This is a genomic window from Pseudomonas sp. B611 (genome assembly GCF_055407965.1).
This window is the reverse complement of the sequence record NZ_JBUZST010000028.1, coordinates 1-14276: the sequence shown is the minus strand read 5'-3', so window position 1 is coordinate 14276 and position 14276 is coordinate 1. Positions and strand designations below refer to the sequence as shown.

The following is a 14276-nucleotide window of genomic DNA, read 5'->3' as shown; positions in this document are numbered from 1 at the left end:
GAATCAGAAAGGCGCGTCGCCCTGGATGGTGGTGCGAAAGAGTTTGCGGCGCAGGTGGCTGGGGCAACCGGCGGCCAGGTGGATCAGTGAACGGTTGTCCCAGAACACCAGGTCGTGGGGCTGCCATTGGTGGCGGTAGATGTTTTGCGGCAGCACGCTGTGGGCGTAGAGCTGGGCAAGCAGGTCGCGGCTTTCGTCTTCCGGCAGGCCGACGATGCGGGTGGTGAAGCCTTCGCTGACGAACAGCGCCTTGCGGCGGTTTTCCGGGTGGGTACGTACGATGGGGTGCACCACTTCCGCCACCTGGGCCAGTTGCTCGGGGGTCAACGTTGGGCGCCAGTTGCCTTCGAATTTGGTCTCGCTGTAACGCGCCGTGTAGGAATGCGCGGCGCTGCGGCCTTCGACGGCCTTGCGCAGGTGCTCGGGGAGTTGGTCCCAGGCTTTGTGCATGTCGGCGAACAAGGTGTCGCCGCCTTCGGACGGCAGCTCCTGGGCATGCAGCATCGAGCCCAGGCTCGGTAGTTCTTTGTAGGACAGGTCCGAATGCCAGAACTTGCCCGCGTCCCCCAGGCCGATGGATTGGCCATTTTCGATGATGTTGGAGACGATCAGGATTTCCGGGTGGTTGGCCAGCAGGAACTGCTTGAGCACATGGATCTGCAACACGCCGAATCGACGGCTGAAAGCGATCTGTTGCTCGGGGGTGATGCGTTGGTCGCGGAACACCACCACATGGTGATCCAGGTGCGCGCGGTGGATGCGCGCGAAGTCCTCGTCGTTGACCGGTCGGGACAAGTCCAGGCCGATGATCTCGGCGCCGACACTGCCGGGCAGCGGGCGAATCTCAAAGCGTTGGGCGGTAGAGGTCGCTGTTGGAACAGTAGAGGTGGCGGACATGAGGTCACTCCCGGTCAGACAGGAGAGTGACTTTATAGATATAAGAACCGCATTTTAAATACCGTTAGAGAATATACATATGCGGGAAAGTAGCGTCGCAACCTATGCCGTACGGCGGTTAAGGCATAAACAAGGGCGACGAAGCGCTCAGTTCATAGCACTATGACAGTGACGTGTAAGACGCTGGAAAAGCCCGATGTGGGCGCCTTGAGCCAGGTGTTTAACCGCTTACAAGCGGCAATTCTTGCCCGTTTGACAAGCCGTAGGGCAGCCTCTAGTGTTCTTTGGATCCAATTGGCGCCACCCCATTTTAATAAGGAGGACAGCGTAGTCGTGACGCAGAAGCCGAACCCCTTGAGTAGCATCCGAGTCAGCGGGCCCATTCCCGCCCATCTTGCTCGCTCCGTGATTGAAGAAACCTTGCGCAATGCCATCCTCGATGGCCGATTGCCCTGTGGCACTGCCATGCGCCAGCAAGAGCTGGCCAGTCTGTTCGGGGTCAGCCGCATGCCCGTGCGCGAAGCCTTGCGCCAGCTCGAAGCCCAATCATTGCTGCATGTGGTGACCCACAAAGGCGCCGTGGTTGCACCCTTGATCGAAGACAATTCGGCGGAGACCTACGCCCTGCGCATGTTGCTGGAGTCCGAAGCGCTGCGCCTGTCGATTCCGCTGCTCACCGCGGCCGACATCGCCGAGGCGGACGCCTGTATCAGTGCCCTGGAGCGGGAAAAGGATTACTCCGAGATGGGCCGCCTCAATCGCCTGTTCCACATGGCACTGTATGGCAAGGCTCCCAACCAGCGGTTGCTCACACTGGTTGAACACGGTTTGAACGAGGAAGAACGCTTCCTGCGCTTCAACCTTGAAGCGATGGGTCTGGGCGAGACGTCCCAAGAGGACCACCGTGAGCTGCTGAACCTTGTAACGCAGAAGAAAGTCGATGAAAGCGTGCTGACGCTGCGCAATCACCTGACGCGCGGCATGGAGGTGATCACCACCTACCTGAACAGTCTTGATGCTGCCAACAGGAAAAATGCACGCTAGTGCACATCGGACATTGCGGGGTAACCGTCCAATCCAGGAAACCCCGCGCGATTATAAAACCTCTCGATTAAATAACGCCCGCACACGCCAGGGAAACTTCTCACCTACAATTCTACAAGTTACGCACACAGTAACTTTTCGAAAAAACATCTAATACATTCATAAGCTCATCCAAACGTTTAATCAGCTTATTATCTTTTCAATAAACCAAATACTTCAATCGACTGCGCAACTCCTTGCATTTGCGGGCGCCGCATGCGCTTTGCTTACGCATTGTCGATCCAACTTCATCTGTAAAAGCCATCACGGCTGTCAGAGCAGTCGCCGCAACTCATAGGCATCAACCATGTATCAACTTTTGTTAGAACAAAAAAAATCACAGATGTGCACTCATCCGTTATTTACCGAAATCAACTCTCTTGGCAAGTTACAAGTGTTTATGCAAAGCCATGTGTTTGCCGTCTGGGACTTCATGACCCTCACCAAACGCCTGCAACAAGACCTGACATGCACACAACTGCCCTGGCTCCCACCGACCAACTCCGAGGCCGCACGGCTGATCAATGAAATCGTGCTCAGCGAAGAGTCGGACGCGCACCTGGAGCGCGGTCATTGCAGTCATTTCGAGCTGTACCGGGACGCCATGGCAGAAGTGGGCGCCAGCACCGTCGCCATCGACACCTTCATCGCCCTGCAACGCCAAGGTGTGAAGGCCGCTGCTGCGCTGCAACAGATTGACGTGCTGCCGGGCGTGGTGCGCTTTGTCGCCAAGACCCTGGATATCGCGCTGCACGCGCCGACGCACTGCGTGGCAGCGGCCTTCCTGCATGGTCGGGAGAGTGTTATCCCAGCCATGTTCGAACGCTTGCTCCAGGGCTGTGAAATCATCCATCGCCGCGCCCCCACCCTAAGCCATTACCTCAATCGCCATATCGAACTGGACACCCAGGACCACGGGCCAGGCGCCCAGCGATTGCTGCAATGCCTCACCGGCACCGACCCCGAGCGCCAGCAGCAAACCGCCGATACCGCCCTCGCGGCCGTGAACAGTCGCATCGCGCTCTGGGACGACGTGCACGCCTCATTGCAGGAGGCACATCCATGAATGTCAGTGACTACCACTGCGTGGCCGAAGACTGGGAGCGCCGCGCCACCGTGCGCACACGCCCGCGCCGCTTGCTGGAAGACGACGACAAGTTGATCTACCCCCTGTCGCGCCAACCGCTGGCGCTCAGTGCAACCTTTCTCGAACAGTGTCCGCAATGGCGCGACTTTGTGTTGTTGCAAAGCTTCTACAAATTCATCAACGACGTGGTGATCTTCGAGACCGAGATCGTCGACAAGACCGCGCGCAGTATTGCCAAGAACCGCTTCTCGCTGCCCTTCCCTGCCACTGTCCGATACGCCGCGATGACGGTGGTGGTGGACGAGGACTATCACGCCCTGGTCGCGCTGGACTTCCTGCAACAGACCGTAGGCATGACCGGCATCCCACCGCTCGACCTGCCGCCTCAGATCGAACTGAGCCGCGCTCTGCCGCTCGCGCTGGCACAGGCTCCAAAGCACTTGCGCGATGCCGTGGAACTGATCTGCGTGGCCATTGCTGAAAATACCGTCACCCATGATGTGGCGGCGTTCGCCAAAGACCACAGCGTCAAGGCATCCGTGCGCGGCCTGATGGCGGATCATCTGTGTGACGAAGGCCGCCACGCGCAGTTCTGGACGCACCTGGTGCGCCACTATTGGCAAGGAGCAAGCCCGGATGACCGCAACGCCATCGCCCATGTCCTGCCCACGTTCCTGGCGCACTACCTGACCAATGACCTGCAACAGCGCTTTGACCTGCAATTGATCGAACACCTGGACGTCAACACGGCGGTGCGCCAGGCACTGAGAGATGAAGTCGAGGCGCTGGTGTTTCCCATCACCCGCCAACACCCGCTGATCGGTAATATCATGGGCTTCCTGAACCGCAGCGGGTTGCTACAGACGCCCGGCGTGGCACAGGCGCTGGGGGATTTTCTGCCCGTCACCGGGAGCACGTCATGAGGCGCCTGCACATTAGCTGGGTCGGTACCAGCAAAGCCTTGCAGGCCGTGAGGCAGTGGGTCGAGCAATACGGTCATGGGACTGCGCAGGCGTTGGCCGATCTGCTTATCGAAGATGCCAGCCTGCCGCTACCGGCCCACCTGGCCCAAGTACCCAGGATCAGCCTGCGCCTGGGGGTTGGCCCGCTGACCGAATACGGCCTGCCCGCCTTGCAACTGCGCGCTTATGACCACCAACAACGGCTGCTGGCCACCCTGGAGGCACCCGAGGAACCGAGCGGCAATGGCCAGTGCTTGCGCCAGCAGGCGACCGACACATTGGCGCAATGGGTGGCGCTGCACGTCAGCGGCTTCGCCCGCGACCCAGGATATTTACCCAGCGAGGCCTGCGCCAACACGTGGCCTGAACAGGGCTTGCTGGGCCTGGACGCCGTGGCGTTCCTGCATCGATTCAATCGCACCGCTGACCCGGACCTGCTGCAAGCCGCCCAAGTACCCATGATCGAACGCTTGCAGGCCAGCCTTCAAACCTTCGCCGAGCGGCCAGCGTTGAACATCGGGGGCGATGTGCTGACTTATCGGCAACTGCACACTCAAGCGCTGGCGATACAACAACAACTACGACCGCTGCTGGGCAATCTTGCGACGCCCGTGGTGGTCGGTGTGTGCCTGGAGAAATCCGCCGCGCTGTACGCCAGCCTTCTCGCCCTGCTGGGCTGCGGCGCGGTGTACCTGCCGTTGGCGCCGGAGCATCCACCACAACGCCAGCAGGCCCAGCTGGAAAGCGCCGGGGCGCGCGTGTTGCTCGACAATGGCCGGCACCCGTTGCGCGAGCATTTTGTTGCGCTGGATGTCAGCACCATCGACAAACAGGCCACCACGCCAGCGTTGCTGCAACATCGCCCCAGCCTGGATACACCGTGCATGGTGCTGTTCACCTCAGGCACCACCGGCAGGCCCAAGGGCATCAAGCTCAGCCAAGGCAACCTCGCGCATTTCACCGCGTGGTTCGCCCGCCGCATGGCCCTGAGTGAAGACAGTCGCGTGCTGCAATTCGCCTCGCTGGGGTTTGATGCTTCACTGATGGATATTTTCCCCAGCCTGATCGCCGGCGCGCAGTTGATCGTGCCCAGCGCGGCGCAACGCTGCGATCCGCAGCAATTGGTCGCACTGATCCGCCAGCAGCGCGTCACCCATGGGTTTCTGCCGCCGGCGCTGCTCAGCATCCTGCCGCCGGATCCGCCCTTGGGCATGCAGCACCTGCTGACGGGCGGTGAAACCTGCGAACCCCATGTCATCGAGCGGCTAGCCGGCCAGTGCCAACTGCACAACCTCTATGGGCCCACCGAAACCACGGTGCTGGTCACCCATCGGCGCCTGCAACCGGGCGACAACAATTGCAGCCTGGGCCATCCCATCGCCAACAGCCAAGTGCTGATCCTCGACGACGACCTGCAACCGGTGGGCGAAGAAGTGATCGGGGAATTGTTTATCGTCGGCCCGGGGGTGAGCCTGGGGTATGTGGACGCCGTGCAACCGCAGGACAACCCGTTCATGACCTTGTCACTGCCCGACGGCCAGACCTTGAAGGCGTATCGCAGTGGGGACATGGCGCAGTGGACAAGCGACGGCATCGTGCTCGGCGGGCGGCGTGACGGGCAGGTAAAGATCCGCGGGTTTCGAGTTGAGCCACAGGAAGTGGAGCAGTGCCTGCGCGACAGTCGGTTGTACCGCCAGGTGGCCGTGGTGGTGGGGCCCGAGTACAAAATCCATGCCGTGGTCGCCCAGCCGGAACCCGGCGCCACGCTGACGGCGCTCAAGCTGTACGCGCGCCAGCGGCTGTCGGAGTACATGCAACCTGGCGTGTGGGCCGAGTTGCCGAGCCTGCCCTACACAAGCAGCGGCAAGGTCGATCGCCAGGCGCTGCTGGGTTTGTCGGCTCGACCGATACCGGGCGCCGCCGACCAGCCGGCGCAAACACCGCTTCAAGCACAGCTGGCAGGCCTGTGGAGCGAGTTGTTGCGAGTGCCCGTGGCCGAGTTGTCTGTCGACGACAGCTTCTTCAACCTCGGCGGGCACTCCATCTTGCTCTCTACCCTGCTGCTGCGTATCCGCGAGCGGTTTGGCCGCAGCCTTGCGTTGAACCGGTTCTTCGAAGCCCCGACGATTCGCACACTCGCCTCACTGATGGCAGATGGTGTGCCCTCTACCGCGCCGTGCAACCAAGCGATTCGCGATGCCGAGCGAGTGCTGCCGGTGCAGGTGCTGGCCGCAGACCGCGCGGGCGATCCGCGCAAAGTCATCGTGACGGGCGCCAATAGTTTTATCGGTGTGCATATCGTCGAGGCGCTGCTGGCCGGTGGGGCCACGCAGGTCGCGTGCCTCGTGCGCGAGTCACCCGGCCACTCGTCGCAGGAGCGCTTTGCCCAGGCACTGTGCGAGTACCGCCTGGAGCACCTCGACCTGCGCCGGGTGCAGGTGTATGCCGCCGATATCAGCCAGCCTCGCTTGGGCCTGACCGACGATGTGTATGAGCACCTCGCGGGGGGCTTCGGTGTGCTGGTGCACAACGCGGCGCGGGTCAACCATGTGTTGGACTATGCCACGCTGGCCAGGGATAACGTCGATCCGGTGCTGGAATGCCTGCGCCTGTGCGAAACCCGCTGCAAGAAGGTCTTCAACTTCATCTCGACGCTGTCGGCGTGCAGCAGCATCGACGCCGCAGGGCACGTCCTCGAAACACCTGCCGCAAGCAGCCTGCCGCTGTACATCAAGAACGGTTACAACCTGTCCAAATGGGTCGCCGAGCGGCTGGTCGGGCGCGCGGTGGAACAAGGCGCCTGGGTGAATATCCTGCGCCCGGGCAATATCAGCTTCAACAGTCGTAGCGGGGTTTGCCAGCCGCACAAGAACCGCCTGATGCTGATGCTCAAGGGCTCGTTGCAATTGGGTTTGGTGCCGCGCCTGGAGGCAAACCACGACCTGATGCCGGTGGACTTTTTCGCGCAGTTTCTCGCCTTCCATTGTGGCCAGTGTGAACCCGGGCGCAACGTCTTCAACCTGCACAATCCGCAGCCACTGAGTTGGAGCGACTACCTCGATGCATTCAGCCAGGCAGGCTATCGGTTCGAGCGAGTCAGCGTGGCCCGCTGGCAATGCGCGCTGCAAACGATAGGCCGCGACAACGCGCTGTTTGGCGTGTTGGGTTTTTACCTGGACGGCCTGGGTGAAGACATCGGCGATACCGTCATGATCCATCACGCCAACGCGCGCTGGGGCGTGCAAAAAATGCGCGTGCAGTACCCCGAAAAAAGCCCGGCGTTGTTACGCCGGGGTTGTGACTATCTACAGGCCATCGGCTTTCTCTGAACCGCGCCAGGACATCTCCATGAAACCGCTGCAACCCGATACATTGATCCGCAACCCCGTTGGCGCACCAGTGGTGGCCCAGGTGGTGGTCGCCTGCGATGCCGCTCAGCTGTGGGCGTTGGTCGGTGATTTCGCCGGCTTTGATACGTTTATTCCAGCCCTGTCGCACATCACCATGACCGGCGCTGGCATCGGCGCCTTGCGTACGAAATTTTTCCGCGATGGGCATTGCGTCGTCGAGCAACTCAACAGCCGGGACGACGACGTCATGTGCATGACCTGGACGACGCTCTACAACACGTTGGGAATTGCCAGGCTATGGGCGGCGATGCGTGTGGAAGCACTGGGCGAACACAGCGCCAGGGCCACTTGGACAATTGTTGCCGAGCCGGTAGAAGCGGCGCGGGCGGGGTTTGAACAATTCATGCAGGCGTTTGCCGACAGTGCCCTGGACAACGTGCAGCGGATGCTCGGCTGAGCGGCAGGAGCGAGATCACTCGCTCCTGCGCGCGTCGTCAGATCTTGAAGCTGTCGACCAGTTGCTTCAAGCGACTGGCCTGCTGGGACAACGCGTCGCAATCCTTCAACGTTTCGTTGAGGTTGGTAACGCCTTGCTGGTTCAGCAGGTTGATCTGGTTGATATCCACGTTGAGGGTTTCCACCACGGCGGTCTGCTCCTCTGTCGCGGCAGCGACCGATTGGTTCATACCGTCGATCTCGACGATCCGCTGCGTCACGCTGATCAGGCGTTCACCGGCCTGGTTCGCCACCTCGACGCTTTCTTCGCTGGAAGCCTGGCTGGCGTTCATGGTGGTTACCGCCTCACGCGAGCCCACTTGCAGCGAAGTGATCATCTTGTGGATCTCTTCGGCCGACTCCTGGGTGCGGTGCGCCAGGTTGCGCACCTCATCGGCCACCACGGCAAACCCACGCCCGGCTTCGCCGGCACGGGCCGCTTCGATCGCGGCGTTGAGCGCAAGCAAGTTGGTCTGCTGGGAGATGCCTTTGATCACATCAAGAATGTGGCCGATGTTGTCGGTGCTGGCATTCAGGGTTTCGATCTGCGTGCAGGACAGGCTGATTTTTTGCGAGAGCTCAGACATCGCCAGGATGGTTTGCTCCACCACTTTGCGCCCATCGTCAGCCTGTTCGCTGGCACCGCTGGCGTGCTGGGAAGCATCGGCGGCGTTGCGGGCGATTTCCTGGGTAGCAGCCCCCAGTTCGTTGATCGCCGCCGCCACGCTGTTGGTGCGCGCGCTTTGCTCGTCCGAGCCGATGATCGAGGCGTTGGACGAGGCCATCACGCGCTGGGACAGGTCATGCACCTGGCGTGTGGCCGACGACACTTCGGAGATGGAGGCGTGGATACGCTCGACGAACTGGTTGAACGCACTGCCTACCTCGCCGAACTCATCTTTGCTGGTCACGGCCAGGCGGCGGGTCAGGTCGCCCTCGCCTTGGGCGATGTCTTGCATGGCCACGCCCATGGTGGTCAGCGGACGCAGCAACACTTGGATCAGCAGGCTCAAGAGCACGGCGATCGCGACCACGGCAATCAGCATGGCAATCAACGCAGAGGTGCGGAATTTACCCAGCGGTGCGTAGGCTTTGTCTTTGTCGATCGACAGACCGATGTACCAATCGGCACCCGGCAAACCGCTGATCGGGGTAAACGACAGGATGCGATCCTGGCCGTTGAGGACCACGTCCTGGTTGAGCTTCTCGATACGCAGTTGGGCACCTGGGTAGATGTCCTTGAGGTTTTTCATCACCTGGTCCTGGTCCGGGCTGACGATCACCTGACCGTCCCCGCTGACCAGGAACGCATGGCCGATGCCGCCGAAGTCCACCGAGTTGATGATCTTCACCAGGGTTTGCAGGCTCAGGTCACCGCCGACCACGCCGAGCAGTTCACCATTTTTCTTCACCGGCATGGCGATGGTCACGATCTGCCCACCCACGGCAGCCATGTATGGCGGCGTCAGCATGGGCTTGCCGGCAGCCACGGCCTGCTTGTACCAAGGGCGCTGACGCGGATCATAGTCGTCGGGCATCTTGGCGTCAGGGCGCTGGGTGAATACACCGTTGGTTTGGCCAACATAGGTGAACTGGAAGTTCGAGGTGAACGCCGGCTGATCGACCAGCCCTGGAAGGTCCGCAGCGCTGCCCTGATGCGCGACGTTTTGCGCGAGGTTCTCGAGGACCAGGATGCGCCCGCTGAGCCAGTTCTGCACACTGCTGGCGGTGAGCTCACCGGATTGCTGGATGGATGACTCCAGGTTCTGCTTGATGGTGCTGCGCTGAAGGTAGTCGTTGTAAAGCGTGAATAACGCGAAGGCTAGAACCACGACGCCTGACGCGGCCAACAGAATTTTATGACTGAACTTGAGATTCATTTCATCGACTTCTTTTGCCAAAGGGGGGTTAGCGTGCCAAACGGAGCATGGAACCGAACGCTCTATTTCGGTGCACGCATGGCTCGTCAGGCTTTCGGCCAAGCCTCGGCAAAACTGAGGAAATTGTGGGATGTATCTGATTTTTACGTAGGAAACCGACCAGCGGTTGTCGTACAAGGATCAGAGTTGCAAAATTTTACGGCCTCCCAAACAATGCGAGTAATTATCATTTGTGACGTTTGGCCAGGTCTGTGTGAATGCCATCTTCTGAGTACATCCCGCGTGAAAGCGTTGTACAGACGCTTTACCTCACCCATCACAATTGGCTGAACACCTGGCTGCGCAGCCGTCTGGGCAACGCCTGCGATGCTGCGGACCTGGCGCAAGACACCTTTGTGCGCCTGCTCCAGAAGACCGAACGCTTTGAACTCAAGGCGCCTCGGGCGTTTTTGCGCACCATCGCCCGGGGCCTGGTGATTGATCACTGGCGCCGTGAGGAAATCGAACGGGCTTATCTGGAGTCCATCGCCCACCTACCCGAAGCATTGGCACCCAGCGCTGAATCCCGTGCGCTGGTGCTGGAGTTGCTCGAAGAAATTGCCAGATTGCTTGAGGGGCTGAAGCCCAAGGTGCGTAAGGCATTTCTTTTGGCTCAGTGCGACGGGCTGGCATACAAGCAGATCGCACAGCAGATGGGTGTATCGCTGCGCTCGGTCGAGCGTTACGTCGCCGAGGCGCTCTACCACTGTTATGTACTGCGTTATGAAACATGACGCCCATGGATAACGTGGTTCGCTTCGGCCCCAGCCCCGAGGTGGTCAAACAGGCTATCCACTGGATGCTGCGCTTGCGTAACAACCGCGCCAATCTGCGCCTGCACGCGCAATGTGAAGACTGGCGAGAAGCCCACCGCGACCACGAATTGGCCTGGCAGCGGGTGCAGGCGTTACAGCAGGAGTTGAACAGCCAGCTAGCGACAATTCCGGGGGCGCATAGGGCACTGGAAAACAGCGCGCAGGGCCTGGGCCGCAGGCAAGCATTGAAGCTGCTGTCTGGCGTGCTGGCAGTGGGCTCGGCGGCGTGGCTCAGCCGGGATATCACCGGTTGGCAGCGTTGGACCGCGGATCTCGCCACCGCTACAGGCGAGCGCCGCAGCGTGCAGTTGCCGGATGGCACTCGTGTGCAACTCAATACCGACAGTGCAGTGGACCTGGACTTCAACGCGCAGCAGCGAATGATCACGCTGCTGCGCGGGGAAATCCTGGTGACATGCGGCGCTGCTTCTTCGGCGCCCTTGCTGGTGCAGACACGCCATGGTTTGTTCGAAGGAATCGATGGGCGTTTCGCTGTGCGCCAAGCCAGTGATTGCACGCGGTTGACTGTGGTCAGCGGCAATGTGGCCATCCACTCACCGCATCAGGTGAATGGGCTTTCGACGCAGGTTCATGCCGGAGAAAGCTATCTGGTGCGTCAGACGGGAGCCCTACTCGCCCCGCCTTTGGATATGGAGATTGGCGCATGGGTGGACGGGTTGATCGTGACGCGGGATATGCGCCTGGCCGACTTTCTTGCAGAAGTCGGGCGTTATCGTCATGGCTACTTGGGCTGCTCGGCTGATATCGCCGATTTGCGGCTATCGGGAGTTTTTCGCCTGGAGGACACCGATAAGTTGCTGGCGATCCTGCCACAGACGCTGCCGGTTCAATTGCGCTATCGCAGCCGTTGGTGGGTGAGCCTGGAGCGATCGGCCTGAGTTTTTTTGGCGGCTTTTTTCCGTGAGTCCGGCTTAGACAGTAAGCCCTCTATCTGCCTTCACGGATCCTAATCATGACTGTGTATTTTCCCCGTAACTCGTCCTACCCATTATTGAGTAAAGCCGTACGTGCGGCGCTGCTGTCGACGGCGATGGGGATCAGTGCAGTGCCGCTGGCCGGCATGGCCGCGCAAGCGGGTGCCGAGCAAACCCATCAACGCTACGAGATTCCTGCCGGCCCGCTGAGCGCGGCGCTCAACCAGTTTGCGCAACAGGCGGGCATCACGCTGTCCAGCACACCTGCTTACACCCAGGACCGGCAATCGTCCGGTCTACACGGCGAATACTCCATCGAGCAGGGCTTGAATCACTTGCTCAACGGCACAGGGTTGCAGGCTGTTTCCGCAGATGGCGTGAGCTTTGTAGTACAGCGGGCGCCAGAAGATAGCGCGCTCAGCTTACCGACCACCGATATCAAAGGCTTTGCCCTGGGCAATGCCTTGGGCAGCATGGAAGGCTATAACGCGACGCACAGCCAGATTGCGACCAAGACCAGCACCGCCTTGCGGGAGACTTCGCAAACCGTCTCGGTGGTCACCCGCGAGCAGATGGACGACCAAGGCTCCCAGACCGTTGCTCAAGCCATGCGTTACACGCCGGGTGTGCTGACCAACCCCTATGGCGCAACGCATCGCTACGATTATGTGGCGATGCGCGGTTTCAGCGACGGCTCTGTGGATAACATTTACCTGGATGGGCTCAAATCCATGGGGGACAGCGGCACCTACAGCACCATGCAGGTCGATCCGTATTTCCTGGAGCGAGTGGATATCCTCAAGGGTCCATCTTCGGTGCTGTATGGCCGCAGTTCGCCCGGCGGGCTGGTGGCATTGACCAGCAAGAAGCCCCTGTTCGAGCCTTATCATCAGGTTCAGGCGACGCTGGGCAGTAACGGCCAACGGGGCATGGGTTTTGACTTCAGCGGCCCTGTAGATGACGACAAGCGTATTGCCTATCGACTGACTGGGCTGGCGGATAAGTCCGACACCCAATTTGACCATGCCAAGGAAAAGCGCTTCGCATTGGCCCCAACCGTCAGCATCGACTTTACCGAGGACACGTCACTGACGCTGCAAGCCTATCTGCAACATGATCCCGATGGCGGCTATCACGGCGGCATGCCGGCAGATGGCGCATTGCATCAGCGCAATGGTCGGCGAATCTCCAGCCATTTTTTCGAGGGCGAGCCTGGGGTCGATGGTTACAAGCGTGATCAACAGTCGTTTGGTTATCAATTCGAACATCGCTTCAATGATGTCTTCACGGCGCGGCAGAACTTTCGCTATCTGGACTCCAAGGTGCGACTGGATCAGGTGTATGCCTATGGCTGGACCAGCCCGACCAGTAACGAGCTGAATCGCTACTACTCCGGGGGTGATGAGAAGCTCCATGCCTTCATCATCGACAACATGCTGCAAGCTGAGTTCTTTACCGGGGCGACCAAACACACTGTGCTGATGGGGGCGGATTATCAGCGACGTAAAACGGTGGTGGACTGGACCAGCGGCTCGTTGCAGCCGATCAACGCGTTCAACCCGGTGTATGGCAATTCGGCGATCAGCTATTACAGCCCGACCAGCTACTTGCGACGGTTGGAGCAGACCGGCGTCTATCTGCAAGACCTGATCGAAATGGATAAATGGCGGTTTTCCCTCGGACTGCGTCAGGACTGGGTCGAGACGTCCGATGAGAATCGGATTGCTGAAGCGAACCGGCCAGCAGGTACCGAGATCAGTGATAAGCGCACCAAACTCACTGGGCGCGCAGGTGCGCTATATCTGTTTGATAACGGCTTGGCGCCCTACGTCAGCTATTCCGAATCCTTCAATCCCAACTCCTATTCGGACAGTGCAGGCAACCCATTGGCACCCACCGATGGGACGCAATGGGAGGTGGGGTTGAAGTATCAGCCGCCAGGTACTGACAACCTGTTTACCGCATCGTGGTTTCGTATTGATCAGGAGAACCTGGCGACCAAACTGCCGCAGGAAAACTTCTATCGCGCTGTAGGGGCCGTTCGCTCCCAGGGGCTTGAGTTGGAAGCGCATATGCAACTGACGGATAACCTGAAGCTTTTGGGCAGCTATACATTCACCGATATCGCGTATTCCAAGTCGATGGTGAGCACCTTGAGCACGGCCGACAATCTGATCGAAAACAAGGGCAACTCACCGACGCAGGCGCCTCGTCATATGGCGTCGGTATGGGCGGATTACAAATTCAATAGCGGTGCGTTAGACGGTTTACGGCTTGGAGGCGGGGTGCGGTATGTGGGCTATAGCTGGGCGGATGCGGAAAATACGATGAAAGTCCCGGCCTATACGTTGCTTGATGCTTCGGTGGGATATGACTTGGGCAAGGTTGGATTGAAGGGTATGGATGTGCGGGTGAATGCCAACAACCTGACCAATGAGACGTATGTCGCGTCCTGTGCCAGTCTGAACTTCTGCTACCTGGGGGAGGAACGTAATGTGAGCGCAACAGTGAGTTATCAGTTCTGATTCGCTAGCGCTCGAACCAAGCCAGCGCCTGTGATTCGGCGCTGGCTTTTTTGTGCCTGCTAAACGACAAAACCCCTGTCTGCGTTAGCAGACAGGGGTTTCGGAATTCAATCTTGACGATGACCTACTCTCACATGGGGAAACCCCACACTACCATCGGCGATGCATCGTTTCACTGCTGAGTTCGGGATGGGATCAGGTGGTTCCA

General features: G+C 59.8%; 10 protein-coding genes and 1 rRNA gene. 8 read left to right on the top strand and 3 right to left on the bottom strand.

The window, feature by feature from the left end; all coding sequences use genetic code 11:
- Positions 1-3: 3 nt before the first annotated feature.
- The gene (locus ACZRMO_RS28910; RefSeq protein WP_463975114.1) at positions 4-897 is read right to left on the bottom strand and encodes a TauD/TfdA dioxygenase family protein; all 894 of its coding nucleotides are present in this window, start codon (positions 895-897) and stop codon (positions 4-6) included.
- A gap of 333 nt (positions 898-1230) precedes the next feature.
- On the opposite strand from ACZRMO_RS28910, the gene ACZRMO_RS28905 reads away from it, so the two are divergent.
- The 5 genes from ACZRMO_RS28905 to ACZRMO_RS28885 all read left to right on the top strand — a co-directional run bounded on the left by ACZRMO_RS28905 (position 1231) and on the right by ACZRMO_RS28885 (position 7836).
- A complete protein-coding gene (locus tag ACZRMO_RS28905) occupies positions 1231-1941 on the top strand; it encodes a GntR family transcriptional regulator (RefSeq protein ID WP_463975113.1) in 711 nt (236 codons plus the stop codon).
- 346 nt (positions 1942-2287) lie between these two features.
- Complete coding sequence (locus ACZRMO_RS28900) at positions 2288-3046, top strand: DUF3050 domain-containing protein (protein ID WP_463975112.1); 759 nt, start codon at positions 2288-2290, stop codon at positions 3044-3046.
- On the top strand, positions 3043-3990 hold the full coding sequence (locus ACZRMO_RS28895) for a diiron oxygenase (RefSeq protein ID WP_463975111.1): 948 nt from the start codon (positions 3043-3045) through the stop codon (positions 3988-3990). Before ACZRMO_RS28900 ends, ACZRMO_RS28895 begins: the two co-directional genes overlap by 4 nt.
- Positions 3987-7358 carry an amino acid adenylation domain-containing protein gene (locus tag ACZRMO_RS28890; RefSeq protein WP_463975110.1) on the top strand — a complete coding sequence of 1124 codons (3372 nt, stop codon included), beginning with the start codon at positions 3987-3989 and terminating at the stop codon, positions 7356-7358. The genes ACZRMO_RS28895 and ACZRMO_RS28890 overlap by 4 nt, the downstream gene beginning before the upstream one ends.
- A gap of 19 nt (positions 7359-7377) precedes the next feature.
- The gene (locus ACZRMO_RS28885; RefSeq protein ID WP_463975109.1) at positions 7378-7836 is read left to right on the top strand and encodes an SRPBCC family protein; all 459 of its coding nucleotides are present in this window, start codon (positions 7378-7380) and stop codon (positions 7834-7836) included.
- Positions 7837-7873: 37 nt separating this feature from the next.
- Here ACZRMO_RS28885 and ACZRMO_RS28880 read toward each other — a convergent pair whose 3' ends face one another.
- On the bottom strand, positions 7874-9754 hold the full coding sequence (locus ACZRMO_RS28880) for a methyl-accepting chemotaxis protein (protein ID WP_463975108.1): 1881 nt from the start codon (positions 9752-9754) through the stop codon (positions 7874-7876).
- Positions 9755-10011: 257 nt separating this feature from the next.
- Here ACZRMO_RS28880 and ACZRMO_RS28875 point away from each other — a divergent pair, with 257 nt between their 5' ends.
- The 3 genes from ACZRMO_RS28875 to ACZRMO_RS28865 all read left to right on the top strand — a co-directional run bounded on the left by ACZRMO_RS28875 (position 10012) and on the right by ACZRMO_RS28865 (position 14068).
- Complete coding sequence (locus tag ACZRMO_RS28875) at positions 10012-10527, top strand: sigma-70 family RNA polymerase sigma factor (protein ID WP_463975107.1); 516 nt, start codon at positions 10012-10014, stop codon at positions 10525-10527.
- Positions 10524-11507, top strand: coding sequence for a FecR domain-containing protein (locus tag ACZRMO_RS28870; protein ID WP_463975106.1), 984 nt, complete (start codon positions 10524-10526; stop codon positions 11505-11507). The genes ACZRMO_RS28875 and ACZRMO_RS28870 overlap by 4 nt, the downstream gene beginning before the upstream one ends.
- Positions 11508-11581: 74 nt before the next feature.
- Positions 11582-14068 (top strand): TonB-dependent siderophore receptor, encoded by a 2487-nt coding sequence (locus ACZRMO_RS28865; RefSeq protein ID WP_463975105.1) that lies wholly within the window; start codon positions 11582-11584, stop codon positions 14066-14068.
- Positions 14069-14179: 111 nt separating this feature from the next.
- On the opposite strand, the gene rrf is transcribed toward ACZRMO_RS28865, so the two are convergent.
- Positions 14180-14276: ribosomal RNA gene (gene rrf / locus ACZRMO_RS28860) — 5S ribosomal RNA — on the bottom strand; the annotation flags it as partial.

Bases quoted from the DNA above. Each gene is read 5' to 3' on its own strand.
- ACZRMO_RS28870 (WP_463975106.1), top strand. From the start codon at position 10,524: ATGACGCCCATGGATAACGTGGTTCGCTTCGGCCCCAGCCCCGAGGTG.
- ACZRMO_RS28885 (WP_463975109.1), top strand. From the start codon at position 7,378: ATGAAACCGCTGCAACCCGATACATTGATCCGCAACCCCGTTGGCGCA.
- ACZRMO_RS28900 (WP_463975112.1), top strand. From the start codon at position 2,288: ATGTATCAACTTTTGTTAGAACAAAAAAAATCACAGATGTGCACTCAT.
- ACZRMO_RS28910 (WP_463975114.1), bottom strand. From the start codon at position 897: ATGTCCGCCACCTCTACTGTTCCAACAGCGACCTCTACCGCCCAACGC.
- ACZRMO_RS28875 (WP_463975107.1), top strand. From the start codon at position 10,012: ATGCCATCTTCTGAGTACATCCCGCGTGAAAGCGTTGTACAGACGCTT.
- ACZRMO_RS28890 (WP_463975110.1), top strand. From the start codon at position 3,987: ATGAGGCGCCTGCACATTAGCTGGGTCGGTACCAGCAAAGCCTTGCAG.
- ACZRMO_RS28865 (WP_463975105.1), top strand. From the start codon at position 11,582: ATGACTGTGTATTTTCCCCGTAACTCGTCCTACCCATTATTGAGTAAA.
- ACZRMO_RS28880 (WP_463975108.1), bottom strand. From the start codon at position 9,754: ATGAATCTCAAGTTCAGTCATAAAATTCTGTTGGCCGCGTCAGGCGTC.
- ACZRMO_RS28895 (WP_463975111.1), top strand. From the start codon at position 3,043: ATGAATGTCAGTGACTACCACTGCGTGGCCGAAGACTGGGAGCGCCGC.